The organism is Serratia proteamaculans (genome assembly GCF_013337185.1).
In the GTDB taxonomy this organism is placed as follows: Bacteria; Pseudomonadota; Gammaproteobacteria; order Enterobacterales; family Enterobacteriaceae; genus Serratia; species Serratia proteamaculans_D.
In genome coordinates, this window is the sequence record NZ_SWDE01000009.1 from 1 (window position 1) to 24,680 (window position 24,680).

Genomic DNA, 24,680 nt, shown 5'->3' on the forward strand with positions numbered 1-24,680 from the left:
ATGCGCGAAAGACAAAAACAGACGCCGCTACGCGGCGCCTTTCAGCCATTCGGTGATAAAATCGGCAATGCTCTCCGGCTGGTTGAGATCCAGGGATCTTGTCTTGACCGCTATCGATTTATCGCTGGCAACGGCGATAACAAATTCATCCAACATATCTTCAAGCGGCCTGCCTATCTCTTCACGATAGAGAATAATTTTACTGATGGGCTCATGTTTAAACCCCTCGACTAAAATCATATCCACCTTGCTACGATCAAAACGACTGGCCAGATACTGAAGATCCAAAGGTTGCTGTTCCGGCGTTTCAGTCATTAAGGCCCAGCGACGATCGCTGGCGACCAAGGTTTGGTCGGCACCTGCTTTGCGCAGTTCATAACTGTCTTTGCCTGGTGTATCCACATCCATATCATGATGAGTATGTTTGATTAGCCCTACGCGAATTTCCCGCTGTTTTAATAAAGGAATTAATTGCTTAAGCAGCGTAGTTTTACCCGTTCCGCTATAGGCGGCAATCGCCAGCAAGGGGGGAAGAGCATTATGCATTGGTGAGTCCTTTTTCCTGCTGCCAGCGCAGGCAGTCTTCCCGGGTATTAAGATTATGGAATGCCGTCTGATGGCCACTGAATACGATCTGCCGTGCACCTGCCGCATCCAGGAACAACATCAGCTTGCGTTCCCCGCGGGCCAGATACTCTTTCAACTGAGGCGCCAGGCTGGTATGCAACAGTGCCAGAGTGGGGTGTGCCCGCTCCCCATCGCTGGCATAGGCGGCCAGAGAACTGCCTTTCTGTTGCCAGAGTTGATTAACCAGCGTGGCGGGAAAATCGGGGACGTCGCAGGGAACAAAAACGACCCATTCGGTGGTCGCTTGTTTCAATCCGGCCAGCATACCTGCTAGCGGGCCAGAAAAGTCTGGAGTCAGATCGCTGACGATTGGCAGACCGCTTTCGCCATAGCGCGCCTGATTGCGATTGGCACTGATGGCAATCTTTCCTACCTGCGGGCGTAACCGAGAAAGTACGTACTGATACAGCGGTATACCCGCAATCTGAATCAGGCCTTTATCTTCCCCACCCATACGTGTGGCGCGCCCACCGGCTAAAATAATGCCGGTAATCTCCTCATGCATATCCATCATCCCGAATTTATGGCTAACGCCCTGATTGTAGCGCTAAAGAGGGTGCGGCATCAGGATTTACCTTTATTGACAAGCTGCTTCTTTCACTGCGTTGTTAAGCCTGTTACTTTGTGTGTTTATTGATTCTATTGGATGATATTGCGATGAAAACGCACCGCGTAAACGAGCTGATTGAGCTGCTACAGTCGGCCTGGCAGGAAGATCCGGATCTCAACCTGATCCCGTTTTTGCAAAAACTGGCACAGGAAGCCGGTTTCCAGGGCAATCTGGCCGACCTGAGCGATGATATCCTGATCTACCACCTGAAAATGCGCGGTAGCGCCGGCACCGAACAGATCCCCGGCCTGAAAAAGGATTACGAAGAAGACTTCAAAACGGCATTGCTGCGTGCCCGTGGGGTGATAAAGGATTAGCATTCGTGCGGTAAGGTGAACCAGTTACTCGTGAAACCTGCCATTAATGCTACTATTTCTCATTCCCGGCACAGTGATGTCACCAAACGAAACCGAATGTTGTTATGAACAACTCAGCTTTTAATTTTCAGACCCTGTCGCCCGACCTGATTATGGACGCGTTGGAGGGTATTGGTCTGCGTGTAGATTCCGGGCTGACAGCGCTTAACAGCTATGAAAACCGCGTCTACCAGTTTATGGACGAAGATCGTAAGCGTTACGTGGTGAAGTTTTATCGGCCCGAACGCTGGAGCGCAGAGCAAATTGGTGAAGAACACCAGTTCTCTCATGATCTTGCCTTGGCGGAGATCCCGGCAGTTGCACCACTGGTCCTGCAGGGTCAAACGTTGCATACGCACAGCGGTTTCTTTTTTACTGTCTTTCCCAGCGTTGGCGGACGGCAGTATGAGATCGATAATCTCGATCAACTGGAGTGGGTGGGGCGTTTCCTGGGGCGTATTCATCAGGTAGGCAGTGAAAGCCTGTTTGTGGAACGTCCGACGATGGGTATTGAGGAGTATCTCACTGCGCCACGTCAGGTATTGGCTAGCTGTGAACTGTTACCGAAGGCCCAGCGCGAAAATTTCCTGAATGCGACCGACAGGTTGATCGAGGCGATTAAGCAACATTGGCATCTGGACTGGCAGCCGCGGCGTTTGCACGGTGATTGCCATCCGGGCAATATCCTGTGGCGTGATGGCCCGCTGTTTGTTGATCTGGATGACGCGCGAAATGGGCCGGCGATACAGGATCTGTGGATGCTGTTGCACGGTGAACGTCGTGATCGCCTGATGCAGTTAGATATTCTGCTGGAAGCTTACTCGGAGTTTGCTGAGTTTGATCAAAGTGAATTAGCGTTGATCGAGCCTCTGCGGGCCATGCGCATGGTGTACTACCTGGCATGGGTTGCTCGGCGTTGGCAAGATCCCGCATTTCCTAAAAGTTTTCCGTGGATGGCGGAGTCTGATTTTTGGTTATCTCAGACGGCGGCATTCACCGAGCAGGTTAAGCTGTTGCAGGAACCCCCTTTGCAGCTGATGCCAATGTATTGAAGCTTTAACACAATGGAGAGTTTAGTCTTATGAAGAAAATATGGTTGGCACTCGTTGGCATGGTAATGGCGTTCAGTGCCTCTGCTGCGCAATTTAGCGATGGTGCTCAGTACGTAACCCTGGATAAGCCGGTGACCGGTGAGCCTCAGGTCCTGGAGTTCTTTTCCTTCTATTGCCCGCACTGCTATCAGTTCGAGCAGGTGTATCACGTTTCCGAAAATGTGAAAAAAGCGCTGCCTGCGGGCACTAAAATGACCAAGTACCACGTTGAATTCCTGGGGCCGTTGGGTAAACAACTGACTCAGGCCTGGGCTGTGGCAATGGCGCTGGGTGTGGAAGATAAGGTTAGCCCGCTGATGTTTGAAGCGGTGCAGAAAACCCAGACCGTGCAAACTCCGGATGATATCCGCAACGTGTTTGTAAAGGCTGGCGTAAGCGCGGCTGATTATGATGGGGCCTTGAACAGCTTCGTGGTTAAATCCCTGGTGGTTCAACAGGAGAAAGCGGCAGAAGATCTGCAACTGCGTGGCGTGCCAGCGGTATTTGTTAACGGCAAATACATGGTTAAAAATGATGGCCTGGATACCAGCTCGATGGATGCTTACGTGAAGCAGTTCGCCGAAGTGGTTAAATTCCTCAGCCAGCAGAAGTAACCGAGATTTAAAGTAAAAAAGCCGGCTTAGCCGGCTTTTTTTTACCCTACAGCTGCTTCAACTTATCCAGCAGCCGGTCTTTATCCTGCCAGAGCGTATTCAACCAAAGCTGGAAGCGACGCTTAAACTGCTTATCGTTAAAGTAATCGCCATGCATGGTTTCATCGATTGGCAGCAGCTCAACTCTTACCACAACGCGTTTCAATCGTCCGCACAGCATATCCAGAAAAGGCCGCTCAGTATTTTCAGGATAAAGCAGAGTGACGTTTAACACTTTATCGAACTGCTTACCTAATGCACTGAGTGTAAAAGCAATACCGGCGGCTTTTGGGGCCAGTAAATTGCGGTAGGGGGAGTTGGTCTTAATTTTCTTGGCTTCAGTAAAGCGCGATCCCTCCACAAAATTGACGATGGTGGTAGGTCGTTTACGGAATTTTTCGCAAGAGCGGCGCGTGGTTTCGATGTCATTACCGCGTTTTTCTGGGTGTTTAAGCAAATAGGCTCGTGAATAACGTTTCATGAATGGCATATCCAGCGCCCAGCAGGCCAGCCCGACAAAGGGCACCCAGGCTAGCTGTTGCTTAAGAAAGTATTTATTCATTGGAATATGGTTACGGAACAACACGCACAGCACCACAATATCCGACCAGCTTTCGTGATTGCTGATCAGCAGATACCAGTTTTTTCGTTCCAGACCTTCCAACCCTTCAATATCCCAACGCAGTTGCCCGTTAATACGTAGTAGCAGTGCCAACCCAACGCACCAGCACCACATCATAAAATCGGCAAAGGCTGAGATACGCCGCCAAACTGCAGGAAAGGGCACCAGTAGCTTAATGATACCGGCCAGCGTGATGGGGACTGAACAGAGTACGGTCACCAAAATGGCGAGCAGGGCAGAAAGTATAAAAATAACAGGGGATAACAATCTTGGCATGGTTATGGGCTGACGGTTGATGGCAACAGCGTTACATGCCGGTATGCATGAACAAAAAAATATTTTAACAGAAACCAGAGAGGGAAAGCGCCCGTTAACAGTAACTGTTTTATAGAGGAAGAAATAGGCATTTGCTGCGTTTTCGTGCAACTTGCTCATCTTGTGCTATGGTAATTGAGGCGCCAAATTTGATAAATAGTGCTATTAAAATTGGGTGCAATATATATCCACAAATTGTGTAAAAGCCGATAATTACCCTCAGTTAAAATTACGCAATTTAACGCAGTGATTTCAATAGGAATTTTATTTCCACTTATAACGATAATCACATCGTTATAATTTGCTGTCTTTTCTATGCACAAAGTTATCCACAGGCAGGATCTTGCGGATCGCTTCGCAGGATCACATGATTTTTATCTTCAATGCACGCTAAGGTTCGTCTCAGGCGTCTAGCTATGGCATGCTTACCGCCATGTCCGGTCACGATAAAGATAAAGTAACGCTATGGCTCAAATTGCAGAAAACCCATTAATCCTGGTTGACGGTTCCTCTTACCTCTACCGCGCTTATCACGCCTTCCCTCCGCTGACCAACTCCGCGGGTGAACCGACCGGGGCAATGTACGGCGTGCTGAATATGCTGCGCAGCTTACTGCTGCAGTACCAGCCAAGCCACGTTGCGGTGGTGTTTGATGCCAAAGGAAAAACCTTCCGTGATGAGCTGTTCGCAGAATACAAATCACACCGGCCTCCGATGCCGGACGATCTGCGCGCGCAAATCGAGCCGTTGCACAAAATGGTCAAGGCCATGGGGTTGCCGCTGTTGGTCACGCCCGGCGTTGAAGCCGACGACGTCATAGGCACCCTGGCGCTGGAGGCGGAAAAGGCCGGTCATGCGGTGCTGATCAGCACCGGCGATAAAGACATGGCGCAGCTGGTCACACCGAACGTCACCCTGATCAATACCATGAACAACACCATTCTCGGCCCGCAGGAAGTGTGCGACAAGTACGGTATTCCACCGGAGCTGATTATCGACTTCCTGGCGCTGATGGGGGATGCCTCGGATAACATCCCAGGCGTACCAGGCGTGGGTGAGAAGACCGCGCAGGGGCTGTTACAGGGACTGGGTGGGTTGGATGTGCTCTATGCCAATCTGGACAGTATCGCCACGCTCAGCTTCCGTGGGGCCAAGACCATGGCGGCCAAACTGGAACAGAACAAAGAGATGGCATACCTCTCTTACAAGCTGGCCACCATCAAAACCGACGTCGAACTGGATCTGACCTGCGCCGATCTCGAAGTGTCTGCGCCGGACGTCGACGTATTGCAGCAGTTGTTCAAACAGTACGAATTTAAACGCTGGCTGGCCGATGTCGAAGCCGGCGTTTGGCTGGAAGGCAAGAAAGGTGCCGGTGTGAAAGCAACCAGCGCGGCGAAATCTTCTGCCAGTGCAGTGGCAGAAACCGGAAAAGCCCCGGCAGAAGCGACGCTGTCGCAAGAGGGTTACGTCACCATTCTGGATGAAGACACCTTCGCTGAATGGCTGGAAAAACTGAAAAAAGCCGAAGTGTTTGCGTTTGATACCGAAACTGACGGCCTGGATACCCTGACCGCTAACCTGATCGGCCTGTCATTTGCCATTGCGCCGGGTGAAGCCGCTTATCTGCCGGTGGCACATGACTATCTTGACGCGCCAACACAGTTGGATCGCGCTCATGTGTTGGCCACGCTGAAGCCGCTGCTGGAAGATGAGAAAGCGCTGAAGGTCGGGCAAAACCTGAAGTTTGATATGAGCCTGCTGGCGCGTTACGACATTACTCTACGTGGTATCGCCTTCGATACCATGCTGGAGTCCTATGTGCTGGACAGCGTGGGCGGCCGTCACGATATGGACAGCTTGTCCGATCGTTACCTTGGCCACAAAACCGTGACCTTCGAAGAGATTGCCGGCAAGGGTAAAAAGCAGCTCACCTTCAACCAGATTGCATTGGAGCAGGCAGCACCTTACGCCGCTGAAGATGCCGACGTGACGCTGCAATTGCATTTGGCGATGTGGCCGCAATTGAAGGAAAGCGCCGAGCTGTTGACGGTATTCAATCAGATTGAAATGCCACTGTTGCCGGTGTTGTCGCATATCGAGCGAACCGGGGTGTTGATTGACCAAAGCATTTTGGCCACCCACTCTATTGAATTGACCAAACGCCTGGCTGAGTTGGAAATTCAGGCCCATGAACTGGCGGAAGAGCCTTTCAACCTGGCGTCGACCAAACAGTTGCAGGCGATCCTGTACGAAAAGCAAAAGCTGCCAATACTGAAGAAAACTCCGGGCGGTGCGCCTTCGACCAACGAAGAAGTGCTGGCTGAGTTGGCACTGGATTACCCATTACCGAAGGTAATCCTGGAATACCGTGGCTTGGCGAAGCTGAAAACCACCTATACTGACAAGCTGCCGCTGATGATTAACCCGGTGAGTGGTCGGGTGCATACCTCTTATCATCAGGCGGTGACGGCTACTGGGCGTCTCTCTTCCAGCGATCCCAACCTGCAGAATATTCCGGTGCGCAACGACGAAGGGCGGCGTATCCGTCAGGCGTTTATTGCTCCTGAAGGCTACCGCATTGTTGCTGCCGACTATTCGCAAATTGAACTGCGTATTATGGCTCACCTGTCACAGGATGAGGGGTTGCTGAAAGCCTTTGCGGCTGGTGAGGATATTCACCGCGCCACGGCGGCCGAGGTGTTTGGCCTGCCGCTCGATAAAGTGACCAACGAGCAGCGCCGCAGCGCCAAGGCGATTAACTTCGGTCTGATTTATGGCATGAGCGCATTTGGTTTGGCACGTCAGTTAGGGATCCCACGAGGTGAAGCGCAGCGTTACATGGATCTTTACTTCGAACGTTATCCGGGCGTACTGGAGTATATGGAGCGCACCCGCCAGCAGGCCGCCAGTCAGGGCTATGTCAGCACGCTGGATGGCCGCCGTCTGTATCTGCCGGATGTCAGTTCCAGTAACGGCATGCGCCGTAAGGCGGCCGAGCGAGCGGCGATTAACGCCCCAATGCAGGGGACGGCAGCCGATATCATCAAACGTGCGATGATCGAAGTGGACGCCTGGTTGCAAGCTCAGGAGAAGCCACTGGTACGTATGATTATGCAGGTACACGATGAATTGGTGTTCGAGGTTCATGAGTCGGTGCTTGAGGAGTCCAACCAGCGTATTCGTGAGCTGATGGAAAACAGCATGGCGTTGGCCGTGCCGCTGAAAGTCGACGTTGGCGTGGGTGCCAATTGGGATGAAGCTCACTGATAATGCGGTAATTCGTCAGCCTGCTCCCCTGTGGGAGTGCTAACTGGCGATAACCTAAGCAGTTTTTGTAATTAAGCTACAAGATACGGCGATTGTTTCCGCAACCTCGCCGTTATTACGCACTAAACTGTGTAAGTAAACTACAAAAAATTCTTTTGCACTGCGAAAAAATCATGTAAAGTTACTCGCGTAGGGTACAGAGGTAAGATGTTCTATCTTTCAGACCTTTTACTTCACGTAATCGGATTTGGCTGAATATTTAGCCGCCCCAGTCAGTATTGACTGGGGCGTTTTTTATTGTAAAAACAAAGCTGAGCCATAAGTTTTCCCTATTCTCTCCGAAACACTTTTTCCTCGTTCGCTCCCCTGAATTTGCTCATCCGCCGGGTTCCCATCGTTAAATGGTCATAAGAATTTATGATGGATTTCAGTCAAAACTGTAATTAGATAACGAAAAAGGCCTGACTTTGCGGATCGCAGGCGTAAAAAAGCCGATGCGTTTCCACATCGGCTACTGCGGCACCTGGGGCGTTATTATTCGCCGGCGGTGTCGTCATCTTCCGGCAGCACTTCCGGTGGGATCTCGTTAAACCAGGTATTCAGTTTCTGGCTCAGCTTGTCGACGCCGATTTTTTTCGGGGAGGAGAAGGCTTCAACCTGGATATCACCCATAAACGGCACTACCGCTTCGCGCACCATATTGAGCTGCGCCTTGCGCGCGCCAGATGCCAGCTTGTCCGCTTTGGTCAGCAGGATCATGACCGGCGTACCGACATCTACGGCCCATTGAATCATCTGTTGGTCGAGATCTTTCAACGGATGGCGGATATCCATTAGCACCACCAGGCCTTTCAGGCAGTTACGCATTTGCAGGTATTCACCCAGCGCACGCTGCCATTTGCGTTTCATCTCTTCAGGAACTTCGGCGTAGCCATAACCTGGCAGGTCGACGAGGCGAATGCCTTCTTCCACTTCAAACAGGTTAATCAGCTGGGTACGGCCCGGCGTTTTACTGGTACGCGCCAGGCCTTTCTGGTTGGTCAGGGTATTTAACGCGCTGGACTTACCGGCATTAGAGCGACCGGCGAACGCAACTTCAATACCTTCATCCCCCGGAAGATGGCGAATATCGGGCGCACTGGTGACGAAATGGGTCACATGATAATTGTAATTCTTGCTGGTCAAAATTTTTCGTCTCCGCAAGGATGGCTAACTGGTTGGCGATTATAACTGCATCAGCGGTAAAAATGGTGTGTTTCTCTGTTTTTAAGCATCGGGCCAGCAGAGCATGGCAGCCAGACCCAAGCGAGCTTGTGAGACATTCGCCATTCGAATAGGGGGCAATGTCGCTTTATTCGAAAGCTGTTTTTATTCTTTGTCTTTAAAAACAGAATGTTAATTCTCCGTTGTGTTTTTTGTTATGCCAATTGCCCGGCAACTACCTTGAGCCTGATTCCCGATAGCGTAAAGTAGATTGCAGCACAAGGCTGTGCAGGATTAAGGAACATCCGGGAAGGGTGATAAATCTCACGGAGTGCACAGGAAGTGCTGGAGTGCCAGGATGAACCCAGAAGGAATTGACCTATTTGCATCTGAATATGCGAATAGCACAAGGATGGTGAAGTCACTGCAATTTGGATGCCCGCGGGAAGCGCGCTCAGGAAGAGTGGATGCGCATGGATTGTGCCATGGACGATTTTTCTTTCAGGATGAAGGACGTAGTGCGGCAGGGAATGCGTTTATAGCAAAAGGAAAAACCAGGATGTTGAGTGTGCGCACGGAGCGCGTAGCAGGAATATCCTTCGAAAGAAGGTGCAAATAGGCGGCGGGTTTAACCTGCCGCCTTTTTTCTTTGTCCGCTTTCTGCTAGATTCCGCCGCAATCGTATAGCATCTATCTCTATACTGAATCTACATACCTAAGAGCATACGCTATGAACCAGCCATCAAAAGCACCTCGCGCCCCACGCAGCAGCGCGGCGACGCCGAAAAACAAAAAGAAAAGCCGTGCGGAGCTCGATCAGGAAGCCCGTGAACACAAGCGTGCGAAAAAACGCCGTGGTCTCGCTTCCGGTTCTCGCACCCAGGTTGAGTCCGCTAATCAAAAAAATAAAGCGGCGGCTCAGGCCAAAGACCCGCGTATTGGCAGCAAAGTGCCGGTAGCGCTGGTGGTTGAAGATAAGCCAAAAGCCAAACCGCAACCCAAGCCGAAAGCGGAAGCCAAGCCTAAGCCACGTCTGACGCCGGAAGAAGAACTGGCCAAGCTGGAAAATGATGAGCGTCTGGACGCATTGCTGGATCGCATTGATGACGGCGAGACTCTGAGCGCCGAAGATCAGACTTATGTTGATCAGACTCTGGATCGTATCGATGCCCTGATGGAGCAATTGGGCATTGAATTGGGTGATGACGACGAAGAAGAAGAAGAGAAGCGGGAAGATATCCTGAAACTGCTGAAAGGCGGTAACCCAAAAGACGTAATTTAACGCGTCATGTGGCTGATCCTGACAATAGCCCTACTCTTGATGTGTTATCTGCTGTGGTTATTCGGTAAACTATGGCGGCTGTCTAAACGCAAAACGCGTTTTCGCAGCGCTTCCGCGGCCAGACAGCATAGACAACTGCCCATTTCCCGGCCCGGTAGGAAAAAATATCGGAAGGAGTGAGCATGTCAGAGCAGGCAATTGTCTGGGATCTGGCCCTGATCCAGAAATATAACTATTCAGGGCCGCGTTACACCTCATACCCCACAGCGCTGGAGTTCAACCAGGGCTATGACGAAGCGGCGTTTCAACGCGCCGCTGCGCGTTATCCAGAGCGTCCGCTGTCACTGTATGTGCATATCCCTTTCTGCCACAAACTCTGCTATTTCTGTGGTTGCAACAAGCTGGTGACGCGTCAGACGCACAAGGCCGATGAATATCTGGCGGTGCTGGCACAGGAGATAACCCAGCGTGCTCCCCTGTTTGCCGGGCGTAAAGTCGGTCAATTGCATTGGGGTGGCGGTACACCGACCTACCTGAGCAAGTCGCAAATCAGCAAGCTGGTGGCAATGCTGCGCCAACATTTTGATTTTCTCCCCGATTTGGAAATGTCGATCGAAGTCGATCCGCGCGAGATTGAGCTGGATGTGCTCGATCATTTACGCAGCGAAGGTTTTAATCGCCTGAGCATGGGGGTACAGGATTTCAATAAAGAAGTGCAGAGGCTGGTGAACCGTGAGCAGGATGAAACCTTTATCTTCGCTCTGATCGCCCGCGCCAAGGCTTTGGGCTTTAACTCCACCAATATCGATTTGATCTACGGGCTGCCAAAGCAGACGCCGGAGAGCTTCGCTTACACCCTGCAGCGGGTGGCGGAACTCAATCCGGATCGCCTCAGCGTATTCAACTATGCCCATATGCCGAATCTGTTTGCGGCCCAACGCAAAATCAAAGATGCGGATTTGCCGAGTGCGCAGCAGAAACTGGATATCCTGCAGCAGACCATCGCCTCCCTGACCGAGTCCGGCTATCAGTTTATCGGCATGGATCACTTTGCCCGCCCGGATGATGAACTGGCCGTGGCACAGCGCGAAGGAAAACTGCACCGTAACTTCCAGGGATACACCACTCAGGGGGACAGCGATTTGCTGGGGCTGGGCGTGTCCGCCATCAGCATGCTGGGGGACAGCTATGCCCAGAACCAGAAAGAGCTGAAGACCTATTACAGTAGCGTTGAGGCGCAGGGGAATGCCTTGTGGCGCGGCCTGGCGATGACGGAAGATGACTGCCTGCGGCGTGAGGTGATCAAAACGCTGATCTGCAATTTCAAACTGGACTATCTGGCGATAGAACAACAGTTCTCTATCGACTTCGCCGACTATTTTGCCGAAGACCTGCAACTGCTGGCACCGTTTGAATGCGATGGGCTGGTGGAGCGTGACGAGCAGGGTATCCGCGTCACGCCACGGGGTCGGTTGCTGATCCGCAATATCTGCATGTGTTTTGATATCTACCTGCGGCAACAGGCGCGCACTCAGCAATTCTCTCGGGTTATTTGATTGATAAAGAAACGGCCGCATTAGCGGCCATTTTTTCAATTAGCAATTCAACTGAAGAAATTAATCAGTGCTGCGCACAGCACCGCAGCAACGGCTGCCTGCGGCGTGTGGCTGGCGGCAGAGCCAAGCTCCGCGCCTTGGGAAATGAATGCGACCAATGAGTCCAGCATCGAGAGCCTCCAGAGTGTGCGCCCCGATCATACTGCCGCCAGAGCGGCTGTAAAGCCTGAAACAGTCGATTTTTTGTGCGCTTGATTGTGTTTTCTATAATCAACAACGCAAACTATTCCATTCCCAACTCTTTCAACTTGCGAGTTAACGTATTGCGGCCCCAACCCAGCAAGCGAGCGGCTTCCTGCTTATGCCCCTGGGTATGGCGCAGCGCGGTCGTGAGCAAAGTGCGCTCCATTTCCGGTTGCGCTTCCGACAGCAGGTTTTGATGACCGGAACGCAGTGCCCGGTCGGCCCACTGCGCCAGTAGCGTAGCCCAACTGTCCGGCAAGCTGTGGCCGGCCGTTTCCGGCGCAGCGGTTTCAAACAGCTCACTCGGCAGATCCTGAATCAGTACTTCCTGCCCGGCAGCCATCACGGTTAACCAGCGGCAGGTGTTTTCCAACTGACGAACGTTACCTGGCCACGGCAGGCGGGTCAGGGCGGTTTCTGTTTCCGGATGCAGATTCTTCGCCTCAACGCCCAGCTCTTTGGCCGCAACTTGCAGGAAGTAGCGTGCCAGACGCGGTATGTCCTCACGACGTTCACGCAACGGTGGCAGATGTACGCGAATGACGTTCAGGCGATGGAACAGATCTTCACGGAATTTGCCTTCCTGTACCCGCAGCTCCAGGTTCTGGTGGGTGGCGGCGATAATGCGCACGTCCACCTTCACCGGTGCATATCCACCGACCCGGTAGAATTGACCATCTGCCAGCACACGCAGTAAACGGGTTTGCACATCCAGCGGCATATCGCCGATTTCATCCAGGAACAGTGTCCCGCCATCAGCCTGCTCAAAGCGACCCTGACGGATCTGATTGGCGCCGGTAAAAGCCCCTTTCTCGTGGCCGAACAGCTCGGATTCGATCAGGTCTTTAGGGATCGCCGCCATATTCAACGCGATAAACGGAGATTTGGCTCGTGGGCTGTGGCGATGCAGGGCATGGGCCACCAGCTCTTTACCGGTGCCGGATTCACCGTTGATCAGCACGCTGATCGATGAACGCGACAGGCGGCCGATAATGCGGAACACGTCCTGCATCGCCGGGGCTTCGCCGATAATGTCCGCCACCGGATCGTTGGCCGGCTGGCTGCGTGCCGGTTGTTGCTGTTCCTGATAATGGCTGATGGCGCGCTCTACCAGCGCCACCGCCTCATCAATATCAAAGGGTTTTGGCAGGTAATCGAACGCCCCTTGCTGGTAGGCGCTGACCGCGGCGTCCAAATCCGAATGCGCCGTCATTATGATGACCGGAAGCATGGGGTGACGCTGCTTGATCTGCTTGAGCAACGCCAGACCATCCATACCCGGCATGCGGATGTCAGACAGCAACACGTCAGGAGTTTGCGTGGCCAGGGCTTCCAGTACCGCATTGCCACTTTCGAAGCTCACGCAGCTCACACCCGCTCCAGTGAGCGCGCGTTCAAGCACCCAGCGGATGGAGCTATCGTCATCGACGATCCAGACTATCCCTCGTTGCATAGAAAACCTCACTGGCGAATAGGCAGGTAAACCGAGAATTCGGTATGTCCTGGCCAACTGTTAAATTCAATTTTTCCGCAATGCTGATCGATAAGATTACGGGCGATGGATAAACCCAGGCCGGTTCCGCCTTCGCGGCCGCTGACCATTGGGTAAAACAGCGTGTCCTGCAACTGCGCCGGTACGCCGGGGCCGTCATCCTCAATATCGATACGTGCCGCTAACCGGTAGCGGGTGCCGTGCAGGGTGATCTGGAATGCGGTGCGGGTGCGCAGCGTGATGGTACCGCCGGCTTCACCCAGCGCCTGCAGCGCATTGCGAGTGATGTTCAGCAACACCTGTTCGATTTGATCCGGGTCGTGCGCCAACTCCGGTAGGCTCGGGTCGTAGTCGCGCACCAGCGTCACGTTATCCGGCTTCTCCAGCGACACCAGTTGGCAGACTCGCTCCGCCACCTGATGAATACTCTGAGTAATGTGCTGGCCCGGCCGTTGCGGGCCCAGCAGGCGATCGACCAGATTGCGCAGGCGGTCGGCCTGTTCAATGATCACCTTGGTGTATTCGGTCAGCGACGGATCGGGCAGTGCCTTGGCCAGCAACTGTGCCGCACCGCGCAGCCCGCCAAGCGGATTTTTAATCTCATGGGCCAGGCCACGAACCAGGTCGCGGGCGGCAACCTGCTGAGCGTGCTGCAGCTGTTCCTGGCTCAGGCGGCGTTGGTTATCCATCGGCGCCAGTTCGATCAGGATATAGCCTTCAGACAGCGTCTGGGCGGTCAGGGAGAGGATATGTGCACGCCCGTCAACCACCAGGGTTACTTCGCTATCGGTAAAGCCCTGGCCGGCGCGCAGGCTCTCACGCATCAGATCGACATTCAGCGAAAAATAGCCGAGCAGATCGGGTAACGGCGTACCGAAAAGTTTACGGGAACTTTGTGCCAACAGTTGTTGTGCCGCCGGATTGGCATAATGAACCGCCAGCGAGTCATCCAACAGCAGGATGCTGTTGATGAGAGAATTGAGGATCTGCCCAGCATCGGGCAGCTTGCCAGTTGCCATATAGCAGACTCCTGCACCTTTTTAGTGCATCTATCCTACTCCATCCGCCATGCGTGCGGTACGGAATAGTTTTGCAGAAAATACGGTGGAGAAAAAAACCCATCCGAAGATGGGCAGAAAGTTTCCACGGCAACAAAAAAAGACAACTAAATCTGAGCGCCGTCCGCAGACGGCGCGGTAAAACTTAAACGCTGTAGTACAGTTCGAACTCAACCGGGTGTGGCGTCATGCGAACGCGGTCCATTTCTTCTTTACGCAGATCGATGTAAGCGTCGATCGCGTCGTCGGTGAATACGCCACCACGGGTCAGGAACTCGCGGTCTTCGCTCAGTGCAGCCAGCGCTTCATCCAGAGAGCCTGCAACTTTTGGAATTTCAGCTTCTTCTTCCGGTGGCAGGTCATACAGGTTTTTGTCCATGGCATCGCCAGGGTGGATTTTGTTAATCACACCGTCCAGGCCTGCCATCAGCAGAGCCGCGAAGCACAGGTATGGGTTCGCCGCTGGATCCGGGAAACGGGCTTCGATACGGCGCGCTTTCGGGCTGGCTACCACTGGGATACGGATGGAAGCAGAACGGTTACGGGCTGAGTAAGCCAGCATTACCGGTGCTTCGTAGCCTGGGACCAGACGCTTGTAAGAGTTGGTGGTCGGGTTGGCCAGGGCGTTGATCGCTTTGGCGTGCTTGATGATGCCGCCGATGTAGAACAGGGCAGTTTCAGACAGGCCGCCGTATTTGTCGCCGGCGAACAGGTTAGTCCCGTTCTTGGACAGTGACATGTGGCAGTGCATACCGGAGCCGTTATCACCGAACATAGGTTTCGGCATGAAGGTTGCGGTTTTGCCAAATGCGTGAGCCACGTTGTGAACCACGTATTTGTAGATTTGGATTTCGTCGGCTTTCTTGGTCATGGTGTTGAAGCGGGTTGCCACTTCGTTCTGACCCGCGGTTGCCACTTCGTGGTGGTGCGCTTCAACCACCAGGCCCATTTCTTCCATGGTCAGACACATGGTAGAACGGATGTCCTGTGACGAGTCGACCGGAGGAACCGGGAAGTAACCGCCTTTGACTGCCGGACGGTGGCCTTTGTTGCCGCCATCGTATTTGGTGCCGGAGTTCCATGCGCCTTCGATATCGTCGATAGCTACGTGGGAACCACGGATGCTGCTGCCGAAGCGAATATCATCGAACAGGAAGAATTCTGGCTCTGGCCCGAACAGCACGGTGTCCGCGATGCCGGAAGAACGCAGGAAATCTTCTGCACGCTTGGAGATTGAACGCGGGTCACGGTCATAGCCCTGCATGGTGCCTGGCTCGAGGATGTCGCAACGAATGATCAGAGTGGATTCTTCGAAGAACGGATCCAATACCGCTGTGCTGGCGTCTGGCATCAGCACCATGTCAGATTCGTTGATGCCCTTCCAACCACCGATCGAGGAGCCGTCAAACATTTTACCTTCTTCGAAGAAGTCGGCATTTACCTGATGAGAAGGGATGGTAACGTGCTGTTCCTTACCCTTGGTGTCAGTGAAACGCAGGTCTACGAATTTCACTTCATGCTCATTCAGCATCGTCAAAACGTGTTCAGCGGACATACTTAACTCTCCCGGATTTGTCATTGTCTTCGTCGTGGAACGAATCGGTGGAACTGGCTTTTTTTGTCTTGAAAAGACTAAAGCGAAAACTGTGCCAACTTTGCGAAAGCGCTTTAATCGCCTTTCTGTGCGGCTTTTGCACAGAATCAGTATGCACCATTAGTGATGCATTGCACTTAAATGGTGCAATCAATGCGAGGTGGGGCACTGTAATGGTGCAAAAGTGCACCAGATGCTGCTTTTTGCACCGTGAAAGGGATCACATACTGACCTGTACACAGTTGTTTATAAGAGACTGTTGTGATCTTGTTTAGTCCCTCGCTTAATACGTGTACAATAGCGCGCTATTTCTAATGCCTGAGGCAAAGCTGTGATCGAAAATTTGCGTAACATCGCCATTATTGCCCACGTTGACCATGGTAAGACCACCCTGGTTGATAAGCTGCTGCAACAATCCGGTACTTTCGGAGAGCGTGTAGAAGCCACCGAACGCGTAATGGACTCCAACGATTTGGAGAAAGAGCGTGGGATTACCATCCTCGCTAAAAACACCGCCATTAATTGGAAAGACTACCGCATCAACATCGTGGATACCCCAGGACACGCCGACTTCGGCGGTGAGGTTGAGCGTGTGATGTCAATGGTTGACTCGGTGCTGCTGGTTGTGGATGCAATGGATGGCCCAATGCCGCAAACCCGCTTTGTGACCAAAAAAGCTTTTGCTAATGGTCTGAAGCCGATCGTGGTAATCAACAAGGTTGACCGTCCAGGCGCACGTCCTGATTGGGTTGTTGATCAGGTCTTCGACCTGTTCGTTAACCTCGACGCGACCGACGAGCAGCTCGACTTCCCAATCATCTATGCTTCTGCACTGATGGGGATCGCGGGTACTGACCACAACGAGATGGCGGAAGACATGACCCCGCTGTATCAAGCGATCGTAGACCACGTGTCTGCACCGCAGGTTGAGCTCGAAGCACCGTTCCAGATGCAGATCTCTCAGCTGGACTACAACAACTACGTTGGCGTTATCGGCATCGGCCGTATCAAGCGTGGTAAGGTCAAGCCGAACCAGCAGATCACTATCATTGATAGCGAAGGCAAAACCCGTAACGGTAAAGTTGCCAAGGTTCTGACCCACATGGGTCTGGAGCGTATCGAAGCGCCTATCGCTGAAGCGGGTGACATCATCGCTATCACCGGTCTGGGCGAGCTGAACATCTCTGACACCATCTGTGATGTGAACGCGGTTGAAGCGCTGCCGGCACTGTCTGTTGATGAACCGACGGTAACCATGTACTTCAACGTCAACACCTCTCCGTTCTGTGGTAAAGAAGGCAAGTACGTGACTTCACGTCAGATCCTTGACCGTCTGAACAAAGAGCTGGTGCACAACGTGGCACTGCGTGTTGAAGAAACCGAAGATGCTGATGCATTCCGCGTATCTGGCCGTGGTGAACTTCACCTGTCGGTTCTGATCGAAAACATGCGTCGTGAAGGTTTCGAGCTGGCGGTTTCCCGTCCTAAAGTTATCAACCGTAAAATCGATGGCCGCATGCAAGAGCCATTCGAAAACGTGACGCTGGATATCGAAGAGCAGCACCAGGGTTCAGTCATGCAAGCCATGGGTGAGCGCAAAGGTGACGTTAAGGACATGATCCCGGACGGCAAAGGTCGTATTCGCCTGGATTACCTGATCCCTGCACGTGGCCTGATCGGCTTCCGTACCGAATTCATGACCATGACTTCCGGTACCGGTCTGCTGTACTCCACCTTCAGCCACTACGATGACGTGCGCCAGGGTGAAATCGGCCAGCGCCAGAACGGCGTGCTGATCTCTAACGGCCAGGGCAAGGCAGTAGCATTCGCCCTGTTCGGTCTGCAAGATCGCGGCAAGCTGTTCCTGGGTCACGGTGCAGAAGTGTATGAAGGCCAGATCATCGGTATTCACTCACGTTCTAACGACCTGACCGTGAACTGCCTGACCGGTAAGAAGCTGACCAACATGCGTGCTTCCGGTACTGACGAAGCGACTACCCTGGTTCCTGCTATCAAAATGTCCCTGGAGCAAGCTCTGGAGTTCATCGATGATGACGAACTGGTAGAAGTTACGCCAACGTCCGTACGTATTCGTAAACGTCACCTGACTGAAAACGATCGTAAGCGTGCAAGCCGCGGTCCTAAAGAAGCTTAATCGCTGATTTAGTCTGCAACACTTAGGGCGCGTCCAGCGCCCTGAGTTTTTTCCTCTGTCTTTTCCCATTTCTGCCGCGTGCTATACGCTTTTCCACCTGCTCTCTATTCAGCCTCTGTTTTTCCCGCTACAGTAAAATCTCACCGGCCCATCAGGAGAGGACTATGCTGTATATCTTTGATTTAGGTAATGTGATCGTCGATATCGATTTCAAACGTGTACTGGGTGTATGGAGCAATTTAAGCGGTACGCCACTGGCGGTGTTGTCCGAACGTTTCACTATGGGCGAGTTGTTCCAACAGCACGAGCGCGGTGAAATCAGCGATGAAGATTTTGCCGAGCAACTCAGTGAAGAGATGGGCATCGCTCTGAGTTTCGAACAGTTCGCTACCGGCTGGCAGGCGGTGTTTGTCGCCCTGCGCCCGGAAGTGATCGACATCATGAAGCGTCTGCGTAGCGAAGGTCACCGTGTCGTGGTGCTGTCGAACACCAATCGCCTGCACTGCAACTATTGGCCACAGCACTACCCACAAGTGGCAGAGGCCGTCGATCATCTGTACCTGTCTCAGGACATCGGTATGCGCAAACCGGACGCCAACATTTTTCAGCACGTATTAAGCGCAGAAAATACCTCTCCGGAGCAGGCCGTGTTTTTTGATGACGTGGCGGCTAATGTGGCCGCGGCTGAGGCACTGGGTATTAAAGGGGTACACGTGACCGATCGTGACGTGGTGCCGGCTTATTTTGCCCAATGACTGCGAAGGGTTAAGCTTAAGGCGTACAAACTGACATCAAGGAGTGGCTATGTCATTTTTCCGCCGCAAGAAGCTGCCCTCAGCGATCAAACCTAGCGTCACCTTCGGGCGGCTGCTGATCAAACGCGTCGACAGCGATGGCCTGACTATGCTGGCAGGCCATTTGGCTTACGTCTCCCTGCTGTCGCTGGTGCCACTGGTGACCGTAGTCTTCGCGCTGTTTGCCGCCTTCCCGATGTTCTCCGATATCAGCGGCCAGTTGAAGAGCTTTATCTTTTCCAACTTCATGCCTGCCGCCGGCAACGTGATCCAGAGTTATCTGGAGCAGTTTGTCGCCAACTCCAACAAGATGACTGCCGTCGGCACTTGCGGGCTGATTGTCACCGCGCTGCTGTTGATCTCCTCAGTCGATAGCGTGCTGAATACCATTTGGCGCAGCAAGAACAAGCGCCCGATTGTGTTTTCTTTCGCGGTGTACTGGATGGTACTGACCCTGGGGCCGCTGTTGGTCGGTGCCAGCATGGCGATCAGTTCCTATCTGCTGTCGCTTCACTGGCTGGCGCAGACCGGCGTTAATAGCCTGGTGGATCAGGTATTGCGTATTTTTCCACTGATCCTGTCGTGGATATCGTTCTGGCTGCTGTATTGCATTGTGCCGACGGTTCGGGTGCCACCCAAGGATGCATTGATTGGCGCGCTGGTGGCCGGGGTGTTGTTTGAGCTGGGCAAGAAGGGTTTTGCACTGTACGTCACCATGTTCCCGTCTTATCAATTGATTTATGGCGTGCTGGCGGTGATCCCCATTTTATTCCTCTGGGTCTACTGGAGCTGGTGTATCGTGTTACTCGGCGCGGAAATCACGGTGACCATTGGGGAATACCGCAACTACCGTCAACAGAAGGCGGAACAACAGGTTCAGCCACCAGAAGGGCAGTTATGATTGCGTTAATCCAACGGGTATTAAATGCCAGCGTCACGGTCGAAGGCCAGACGGTAGGCAACATCGGCCCAGGTTTGTTAGTGTTATTGGGTGTGGAACAAGGCGATAACGAGCAAAAGGCCGTGCGTCTGTGCGAACGTGTACTGGGGTACCGCATCTTTGGCGATGAGAACGACAAGATGAATCTCAATGTCCAACAGGCAGGGGGTAGCCTGCTGGTGGTCTCGCAGTTCACGCTGGTGGCCGATACGCAAAAAGGCATGCGTCCGAGCTTCTCACGCGGTGCGCAACCGCAGGAAGCCGATCGGTTATATCAATATTTTGTTGGCCAGTGCCGCGAGCGCGGCATAGAAACCCAAACCGGTGAGTTCGCTGCGGACATGAAAGTCGCGTTGGTGAACGATGGGCCGGTGACGTTTTGGCTTCAGGTTTAAGCATTTTCAAAGAGAAGGCGTCTATGTATCACCTACGAGTACCGGTAACAGAACAAGAACTGAAGGATTATTACCAGTTCCGCTGGGAAATGCTGCGCAAGCCGCTGCACCAGCCGGTGGGGTCGGAAAAGGATGCCTATGACGCCATGGCGCATCACCAAATGGTGGTGGACGAGGCCGGAAAAATTGTCGCGATTGGGCGGCTGTATATAAATGCCGACAACGAGGCAGCGATTCGTTTTCTGGCTGTAGACCCGACGGTGCAGGACAAAGGTCTGGGTACGCTGGTGGCCATGACCCTGGAGTCCGTGGCGCGTCAGGAAAGCGTGAAGCGTGTAGTGTGTAGTGCCCGTGAAGACGCGGTGGATTTCTTCGCCAAACTGGGCTTTGTCAATCAGGGTGAGATCACTGCGCCGCAAACCACGCCGATTCGTCACTTCCTGATGATCAAACCCGTGGCGACGCTGGACGACATTCTGCATCGCCCCGACTGGTGCGGTCAGTTGCAGCAGGCCTGGTACGATCATATTCCACTCAGTGAGAAGATGGGCGTGCGCATTAGCCAATACACTGGCCAACGCTTTGTCACCACCATGCCGGAGATAGGCAACCAGAACCCGCACCATACGCTGTTTGCCGGTAGCCTGTTCTCGCTGGCGACCTTAACCGCCTGGGGATTAATCTGGTTGTTGCTGCGCGAGCGCCATTTGGGCGGCACCATTATTTTGGCGGATGCCCATATCCGTTACAGCAAGCCGATCACCGGTCGGCCGCGAGCGGTGGCGGATCTCAGTTCGTTGAGTGGTGATTTGGCGCGGCTGGCGCGTGGTCGTCGTGCGCGCGTGCAGGCGGAGGTTCACCTGTTCGGTGACGACGACAGAGGGGCGGTATTTGAAGGCACTTATATGGTGTTGCCTGCCGAGCCGGAAGTGCCCCTGGACCAGGGCGGCTGCGAGGCGATCGAAGATTAGTACTGTGGCCCTCTGTGCTGAGAGGGCCACTTCAAATTCAAGGCAGTTGTTGTTCCAGCGTTTGCCCTGTTTTACTCGTAGCCTGCAACCGGCCCTGCAAAGAAGACTTAAACGGCCCATCGCTGCTTAGCAAGCCTTTCAACTGTAATTGCAGGTTACCGTCACCTTCCAGTGGCACCGGCTGCCAACCCCATTGTTGTAGCGTGTTCACCGGGACCGAGCGGCCGTTTAGCGACAGTGTGAAGGGTTTGCCCGGCAGTTGCTCAATGGTGGCTTTGGCCTCCAGCAGTCCCTGCGGCATAAAGGCACTGAGATCGGTGACGTTGATTTGGCCGTCATTGGCATTCAGCGCCAGCGATGGTCGACGAACGTCGATCTTGTTGAAGGTGGCTTCGCTACCGTTGAGATTCAGCGTGCCGGACCAGATGCCCCATTGGTGGTCGCGTGCCAGCAGCAGGTTACTGCCGTATCCGTCCAGCGCGGTTATCTGGAACGGGAAAGCCGGATTGATATCGATGATCAGGTTGCGGTTGGTGGTCAGCTTGTTGACGTACACCTCTGCCAACCAGTGCGGCAGTTGTTGCAACCACAGCCCGCGCCAGTCGCTTGGCAAGGTGTATTCCAACGCGGCGACTGCTACCTCATCGAGCTGCAACCGGTTGTTGGCGCGCAGCCAGTTGCCGGAAGTGCGTAACAGTCCACCTTCCCAACGGGTGGTGAATTGTTGAATGGCAATGCCGGCCGGCGAGAGCCGCATGTTCATGATCGGATCAATCAAATGGAAACTGCCGTTGATCAGATCGCTGGCGTTGAAGTTCAGCGAACCGTCCGGACTACTCCAGTCGCCCTGCTGGAAGGTGACGTTTTGCAGCGACAGGTCGAGATCGTTGAACGCCCACTCTTTACCTTCCAGCCGGGCATCGATCAGATCAAAACGTTTAAGCGTGATCGGCGGCAGGGCGGTAAAGCGCTGCCAGAATTGTTCCAGCGTCAGTGGCGTCTGCATGCGCACACCACTCAGCCGCAGGCGTTCTACCTGCCAGCTGCCGTCAGCGGCGCGGGTGGCTACGCCAGTCAAATCACCTTGCGCCAGATCGGCGCCGAAGTTGCTGAGCAGCAACTGGTTTTGTTTGAGTTCGCCCTGCACCAATACCTGAGAGGCGGGGATGCCGTTTAGCGTCATGGAACCGGCGCTGAACTGGAACTGATTGTTTTCACCTAATGGATGACCGGCTTTCGGTTGCCATGGCGTGATGCCGGCATTGACCTGTTGCGCATTAAGCTGCCAGGTTTCATCGTTGGATTGCAGCGCCATCTTGCTCAGTTGCAGTACATCGGCCTGTATCGGCAATACTGCATTTTGCTGTGGGAGCTTAAGCGTACCTTCGCGTAGCGTTACGCTATGGAAATAACGCGGCTCGGTAAGTTGGCGCAGACTGAAGCCGAGATCCACCTGTTTGGCGACCAGTGAGGGGGGCTGATTTTTTGTCGCTAGCTGAACGTCTTCCAGGCTGATTTGACCCGGCTGGTCCCAGGAGTGCGAGATTTTCGCTACCGACAGGTGATATTCACTGTTATCGCTGACCCAGCGGCTCAAGTAGCCCGCGGCCCAACGGGTTTGCCCAATGACGTACAGCAGCGCAATGGCAAGCACTACCAGCAGCAGCAACGTCAGCAACAGTTTCCCGATAAATTTCATCGTCTACATCCGCGTCGGTCAAAAAAGATACCCTGTTTATGCCGCAATTGGCCGGGCATCTCAAGTGCAATGGTCTGATAGGCAATAAAAAACGGCCGCGAGCGGCCGTTTAATGGTCAATGTGGCCGATTATGGTTTTTCGTGTTCGTGCGGGAACACCAGGTTCAGCACGATAGCGGTGATACCGCCGGCAGCAATGCCTGAGGAGAGCAGGGTTTTCAGCCAGTCCGGCGCGAACTGCAGGATCAGCGGCTGCTGGGAAACGCCCATACCCACCGCCAGTGATAGCGCCATGATCATGATTGCGCGGCGATTCAGTCGCTCGCGTGACACGATACGCACGCCAGACGCGGCGATGGTGCCGAACATCACCAGGGTTGCACCGCCCAGGACCGGCTCAGGAATATGTTGTACGAAACCGGCGACTGCCGGGAACAGCCCCAGCACGATCAGCATCAGTGCTACCACGAAACCGACATAGCGGCTGGCGACGCCGGTCAGTTGGATCACGCCATTGTTCTGACCAAAGCAGGAGTTGGGGAAGGTGTTAAATACTGCCGACAGCATCGAGTTCAACCCGTTGGCCAGCACGCCCCCCTTCAGGCGCTTCATATACAGCGGACCGCTGACCGGCTGTTCCGACACGTCCGAGGTGGCGGTGATATCGCCGATGGTTTCCAGTGAGGTGACCATAAAGATCAGCATCAGTGGCAACAGCAGATTCCAGTCAAAGCCCAGACCGTAATACAGCGGCGTTGGGATGATGATCGCTGCCGTTTCGGGTGTCGGTTGGTTTTGCGGCAACATGTCCATGGCCCAGGCAAGCAGATAACCGACCGCCATGGCAATCACCAGCGAGGCTACGCGCAGGTAGGGGTTGCGCTGACGGTTAAGCAGAATGATGACCAATAATACCGCGCCGGCCAGCAGCAGGTTTTTGGGCGCACCGAAGCTACCCCCGTTCATCGCGGCATAACCGCCGCCGATGGAAGTCAGCCCGACCTGAATCAGCGATAAACCGATAATCATCACCACGATGCCGGAAACCAGCGGGGTGATAATGCGTCGTGCCAAATGCAGTACGCGTGAAAGCAAGATCTCGGTGCAGGAGGCGACCATCAGCGTGCCAAACAGCGCCGCCATCATGGTCGGCACGTCGGCACCGCCGTTTTTCAGCGCCAGCCCACCCATAATCAGCGGTGCCACAAAGTTAAAACTGGTGCCCTGGATAGACAGCAGACCAGAACCGACCGGTCCCCAGGTTTTAATTTGCAGGATAGAAGCCAGGCCGGAGGCGAACAATGACATGCTGATAATATGCTGAGTATCTTGTGCCGGTAAACCTAACGCCTGACAGATCAACAGAGCCGGGGTGATCACCGCAACAAACATCGCCAACAGGTGCTGACTGGCAGCAAACAGCGTCTGCGGCAGTGGTGGACGGTCTTCCAGGCGATAAATCAGTTCACTGTTGCGGGCAGGGGAGGATGCTTTTTGCACAGCATCGAGCTCGGCGGATGGCATGGTCATGGTGTGGCATTTCCAGAAACGGCAAAGCAGGCATTTTAATGATTTGCTTCACAAAAGCAAACGGTTGCGCGTTAAAGTTATGTTAGTGTTATCGCCGGTTATGTCGCATTTTCATTCATTTTTTCTTGTGTTATCAGCGTTTTTTACTTCTAATCCTGCACTCATCAAGTTTTAAAAACTAAGCGGTTTTCTATAACTTATTATTTCTTAATTGGATCTTTCCC

The 24,680-nt window shown here is 53.5% G+C and carries 22 protein-coding genes; 12 read left to right on the top strand and 10 right to left on the bottom strand.

Annotation, left to right across the window (positions count from 1 at the left end; translation table 11 throughout):
- Positions 1–27: 27 nt before the first annotated feature.
- Together mobB and mobA are read right to left on the bottom strand one after the other, a co-directional pair.
- Positions 28–546, bottom strand: coding sequence for a molybdopterin-guanine dinucleotide biosynthesis protein MobB (mobB, locus tag FCL49_RS23200; protein ID WP_174355312.1), 519 nt, complete (start codon positions 544–546; stop codon positions 28–30).
- Positions 539–1,132: a molybdenum cofactor guanylyltransferase MobA gene (mobA, locus tag FCL49_RS23205; protein WP_174355313.1), complete on the bottom strand. Its 594-nt coding sequence runs from the start codon at positions 1,130–1,132 to the stop codon at positions 539–541. The genes mobB and mobA overlap by 8 nt, the downstream gene beginning before the upstream one ends.
- Positions 1,133–1,284: 152 nt before the next feature.
- Here mobA and FCL49_RS23210 point away from each other — a divergent pair, with 152 nt between their 5' ends.
- The 3 genes from FCL49_RS23210 (at position 1,285) to dsbA (ending at position 3,298) form a co-directional block, all read left to right on the top strand.
- Positions 1,285–1,554 (top strand): YihD family protein, encoded by a 270-nt coding sequence (locus tag FCL49_RS23210; protein ID WP_174355314.1) that lies wholly within the window; start codon positions 1,285–1,287, stop codon positions 1,552–1,554.
- A 104-nt stretch (positions 1,555–1,658) separates the two neighbouring features.
- The gene (locus FCL49_RS23215) at positions 1,659–2,645 is read left to right on the top strand and encodes a serine/threonine protein kinase (protein ID WP_174355315.1); all 987 of its coding nucleotides are present in this window, start codon (positions 1,659–1,661) and stop codon (positions 2,643–2,645) included.
- A 29-nt stretch (positions 2,646–2,674) separates the two neighbouring features.
- Entirely contained in the window at positions 2,675–3,298 is a 624-nt protein-coding gene (gene dsbA / locus FCL49_RS23220) for a thiol:disulfide interchange protein DsbA (RefSeq protein ID WP_135318566.1), read from the top strand.
- A gap of 46 nt (positions 3,299–3,344) precedes the next feature.
- Here the strand turns inward: dsbA and FCL49_RS23225 are convergent, their stop codons facing one another.
- Entirely contained in the window at positions 3,345–4,235 is an 891-nt protein-coding gene (locus tag FCL49_RS23225; RefSeq protein WP_174355377.1) for an acyltransferase, read from the bottom strand.
- Between the two features lie 504 nt (positions 4,236–4,739).
- Between FCL49_RS23225 and polA the strand changes: the two genes are divergently transcribed.
- Both polA and FCL49_RS24870 read left to right on the top strand, forming a co-directional pair.
- Positions 4,740–7,544, top strand: coding sequence for a DNA polymerase I (polA, locus tag FCL49_RS23230; protein ID WP_174355316.1), 2,805 nt, complete (start codon positions 4,740–4,742; stop codon positions 7,542–7,544).
- A 207-nt stretch (positions 7,545–7,751) separates the two neighbouring features.
- Positions 7,752–7,799 (top strand): spot 42 RNA, inhibition of DNA synthesis, encoded by a 48-nt coding sequence (locus FCL49_RS24870; RefSeq protein WP_071892919.1) that lies wholly within the window; start codon positions 7,752–7,754, stop codon positions 7,797–7,799.
- 279 nt (positions 7,800–8,078) lie between these two features.
- Here FCL49_RS24870 and yihA read toward each other — a convergent pair whose 3' ends face one another.
- The gene (yihA, locus tag FCL49_RS23235; protein WP_112349269.1) at positions 8,079–8,729 is read right to left on the bottom strand and encodes a ribosome biogenesis GTP-binding protein YihA/YsxC; all 651 of its coding nucleotides are present in this window, start codon (positions 8,727–8,729) and stop codon (positions 8,079–8,081) included.
- Positions 8,730–9,477: 748 nt separating this feature from the next.
- Here yihA and yihI point away from each other — a divergent pair.
- Complete coding sequence (gene yihI, locus FCL49_RS23240; RefSeq protein WP_174355317.1) at positions 9,478–10,029, top strand: Der GTPase-activating protein YihI; 552 nt, start codon at positions 9,478–9,480, stop codon at positions 10,027–10,029.
- Between the two features lie 182 nt (positions 10,030–10,211).
- Complete coding sequence (gene hemN / locus FCL49_RS23245) at positions 10,212–11,585, top strand: oxygen-independent coproporphyrinogen III oxidase (protein WP_174355318.1); 1,374 nt, start codon at positions 10,212–10,214, stop codon at positions 11,583–11,585.
- A 47-nt stretch (positions 11,586–11,632) separates the two neighbouring features.
- Here hemN and FCL49_RS23250 read toward each other — a convergent pair whose 3' ends face one another.
- From FCL49_RS23250 to glnA, 4 genes are all read right to left on the bottom strand, one after another.
- A complete protein-coding gene (locus FCL49_RS23250) occupies positions 11,633–11,755 on the bottom strand; it encodes a YshB family small membrane protein (protein WP_017894468.1) in 123 nt (40 codons plus the stop codon).
- A gap of 113 nt (positions 11,756–11,868) precedes the next feature.
- Complete coding sequence (gene glnG / locus FCL49_RS23255) at positions 11,869–13,281, bottom strand: nitrogen regulation protein NR(I) (RefSeq protein ID WP_135318561.1); 1,413 nt, start codon at positions 13,279–13,281, stop codon at positions 11,869–11,871.
- An 8-nt stretch (positions 13,282–13,289) separates the two neighbouring features.
- The gene (gene glnL / locus FCL49_RS23260) at positions 13,290–14,339 is read right to left on the bottom strand and encodes a nitrogen regulation protein NR(II) (RefSeq protein ID WP_012147550.1); all 1,050 of its coding nucleotides are present in this window, start codon (positions 14,337–14,339) and stop codon (positions 13,290–13,292) included.
- Positions 14,340–14,523: 184 nt separating this feature from the next.
- On the bottom strand, positions 14,524–15,933 hold the full coding sequence (gene glnA, locus FCL49_RS23265) for a glutamate--ammonia ligase (RefSeq protein ID WP_012147549.1): 1,410 nt from the start codon (positions 15,931–15,933) through the stop codon (positions 14,524–14,526).
- A 370-nt stretch (positions 15,934–16,303) separates the two neighbouring features.
- Here glnA and typA point away from each other — a divergent pair, with 370 nt between their 5' ends.
- The 5 genes from typA to fabY all read left to right on the top strand — a co-directional run bounded on the left by typA (position 16,304) and on the right by fabY (position 21,227).
- Positions 16,304–18,127: a ribosome-dependent GTPase TypA gene (gene typA, locus FCL49_RS23270; RefSeq protein ID WP_012147548.1), complete on the top strand. Its 1,824-nt coding sequence runs from the start codon at positions 16,304–16,306 to the stop codon at positions 18,125–18,127.
- Between the two features lie 164 nt (positions 18,128–18,291).
- On the top strand, positions 18,292–18,882 hold the full coding sequence (gene yihX, locus FCL49_RS23275; protein WP_174355319.1) for a glucose-1-phosphatase: 591 nt from the start codon (positions 18,292–18,294) through the stop codon (positions 18,880–18,882).
- Between the two features lie 49 nt (positions 18,883–18,931).
- The gene (locus tag FCL49_RS23280; RefSeq protein ID WP_174355320.1) at positions 18,932–19,822 is read left to right on the top strand and encodes a virulence factor BrkB family protein; all 891 of its coding nucleotides are present in this window, start codon (positions 18,932–18,934) and stop codon (positions 19,820–19,822) included.
- Positions 19,819–20,256: a D-aminoacyl-tRNA deacylase gene (gene dtd / locus FCL49_RS23285; protein WP_135318555.1), complete on the top strand. Its 438-nt coding sequence runs from the start codon at positions 19,819–19,821 to the stop codon at positions 20,254–20,256. Before FCL49_RS23280 ends, dtd begins: the two co-directional genes overlap by 4 nt.
- Positions 20,257–20,279: 23 nt before the next feature.
- Positions 20,280–21,227, top strand: coding sequence for a fatty acid biosynthesis protein FabY (fabY, locus tag FCL49_RS23290; protein WP_174355321.1), 948 nt, complete (start codon positions 20,280–20,282; stop codon positions 21,225–21,227).
- Positions 21,228–21,264: 37 nt separating this feature from the next.
- Here fabY and FCL49_RS23295 read toward each other — a convergent pair whose 3' ends face one another.
- The gene (locus FCL49_RS23295; RefSeq protein ID WP_174355322.1) at positions 21,265–22,926 is read right to left on the bottom strand and encodes an AsmA family protein; all 1,662 of its coding nucleotides are present in this window, start codon (positions 22,924–22,926) and stop codon (positions 21,265–21,267) included.
- 129 nt (positions 22,927–23,055) lie between these two features.
- Positions 23,056–24,456 carry a nucleobase:cation symporter-2 family protein gene (locus tag FCL49_RS23300; protein ID WP_174355323.1) on the bottom strand — a complete coding sequence of 467 codons (1,401 nt, stop codon included), beginning with the start codon at positions 24,454–24,456 and terminating at the stop codon, positions 23,056–23,058.
- Between the last annotated feature and the right edge of the window lie 224 nt (positions 24,457–24,680).

Excerpts from the sequence above, each read along its gene's own strand:
- FCL49_RS23215 (WP_174355315.1), top strand. The coding sequence starts at position 1,659 with ATGAACAACTCAGCTTTTAATTTTCAGACCCTGTCGCCCGACCTGATT.
- mobA (WP_174355313.1), bottom strand. The coding sequence starts at position 1,132 with ATGCATGAGGAGATTACCGGCATTATTTTAGCCGGTGGGCGCGCCACA.
- polA (WP_174355316.1), top strand. The coding sequence starts at position 4,740 with ATGGCTCAAATTGCAGAAAACCCATTAATCCTGGTTGACGGTTCCTCT.
- glnG (WP_135318561.1), bottom strand. The coding sequence starts at position 13,281 with ATGCAACGAGGGATAGTCTGGATCGTCGATGACGATAGCTCCATCCGC.
- FCL49_RS23250 (WP_017894468.1), bottom strand. The coding sequence starts at position 11,755 with ATGCTGGACTCATTGGTCGCATTCATTTCCCAAGGCGCGGAGCTTGGC.
- hemN (WP_174355318.1), top strand. The coding sequence starts at position 10,212 with ATGTCAGAGCAGGCAATTGTCTGGGATCTGGCCCTGATCCAGAAATAT.
- fabY (WP_174355321.1), top strand. The coding sequence starts at position 20,280 with ATGTATCACCTACGAGTACCGGTAACAGAACAAGAACTGAAGGATTAT.
- mobB (WP_174355312.1), bottom strand. The coding sequence starts at position 546 with ATGCATAATGCTCTTCCCCCCTTGCTGGCGATTGCCGCCTATAGCGGA.
- glnA (WP_012147549.1), bottom strand. The coding sequence starts at position 15,933 with ATGTCCGCTGAACACGTTTTGACGATGCTGAATGAGCATGAAGTGAAA.
- FCL49_RS23210 (WP_174355314.1), top strand. The coding sequence starts at position 1,285 with ATGAAAACGCACCGCGTAAACGAGCTGATTGAGCTGCTACAGTCGGCC.
- FCL49_RS23300 (WP_174355323.1), bottom strand. The coding sequence starts at position 24,456 with ATGACCATGCCATCCGCCGAGCTCGATGCTGTGCAAAAAGCATCCTCC.
- yihI (WP_174355317.1), top strand. The coding sequence starts at position 9,478 with ATGAACCAGCCATCAAAAGCACCTCGCGCCCCACGCAGCAGCGCGGCG.
- FCL49_RS23295 (WP_174355322.1), bottom strand. The coding sequence starts at position 22,926 with ATGAAATTTATCGGGAAACTGTTGCTGACGTTGCTGCTGCTGGTAGTG.
- FCL49_RS23280 (WP_174355320.1), top strand. The coding sequence starts at position 18,932 with ATGTCATTTTTCCGCCGCAAGAAGCTGCCCTCAGCGATCAAACCTAGC.
- dsbA (WP_135318566.1), top strand. The coding sequence starts at position 2,675 with ATGAAGAAAATATGGTTGGCACTCGTTGGCATGGTAATGGCGTTCAGT.
- dtd (WP_135318555.1), top strand. The coding sequence starts at position 19,819 with ATGATTGCGTTAATCCAACGGGTATTAAATGCCAGCGTCACGGTCGAA.
- yihX (WP_174355319.1), top strand. The coding sequence starts at position 18,292 with ATGCTGTATATCTTTGATTTAGGTAATGTGATCGTCGATATCGATTTC.
- glnL (WP_012147550.1), bottom strand. The coding sequence starts at position 14,339 with ATGGCAACTGGCAAGCTGCCCGATGCTGGGCAGATCCTCAATTCTCTC.
- FCL49_RS23225 (WP_174355377.1), bottom strand. The coding sequence starts at position 4,235 with ATGCCAAGATTGTTATCCCCTGTTATTTTTATACTTTCTGCCCTGCTC.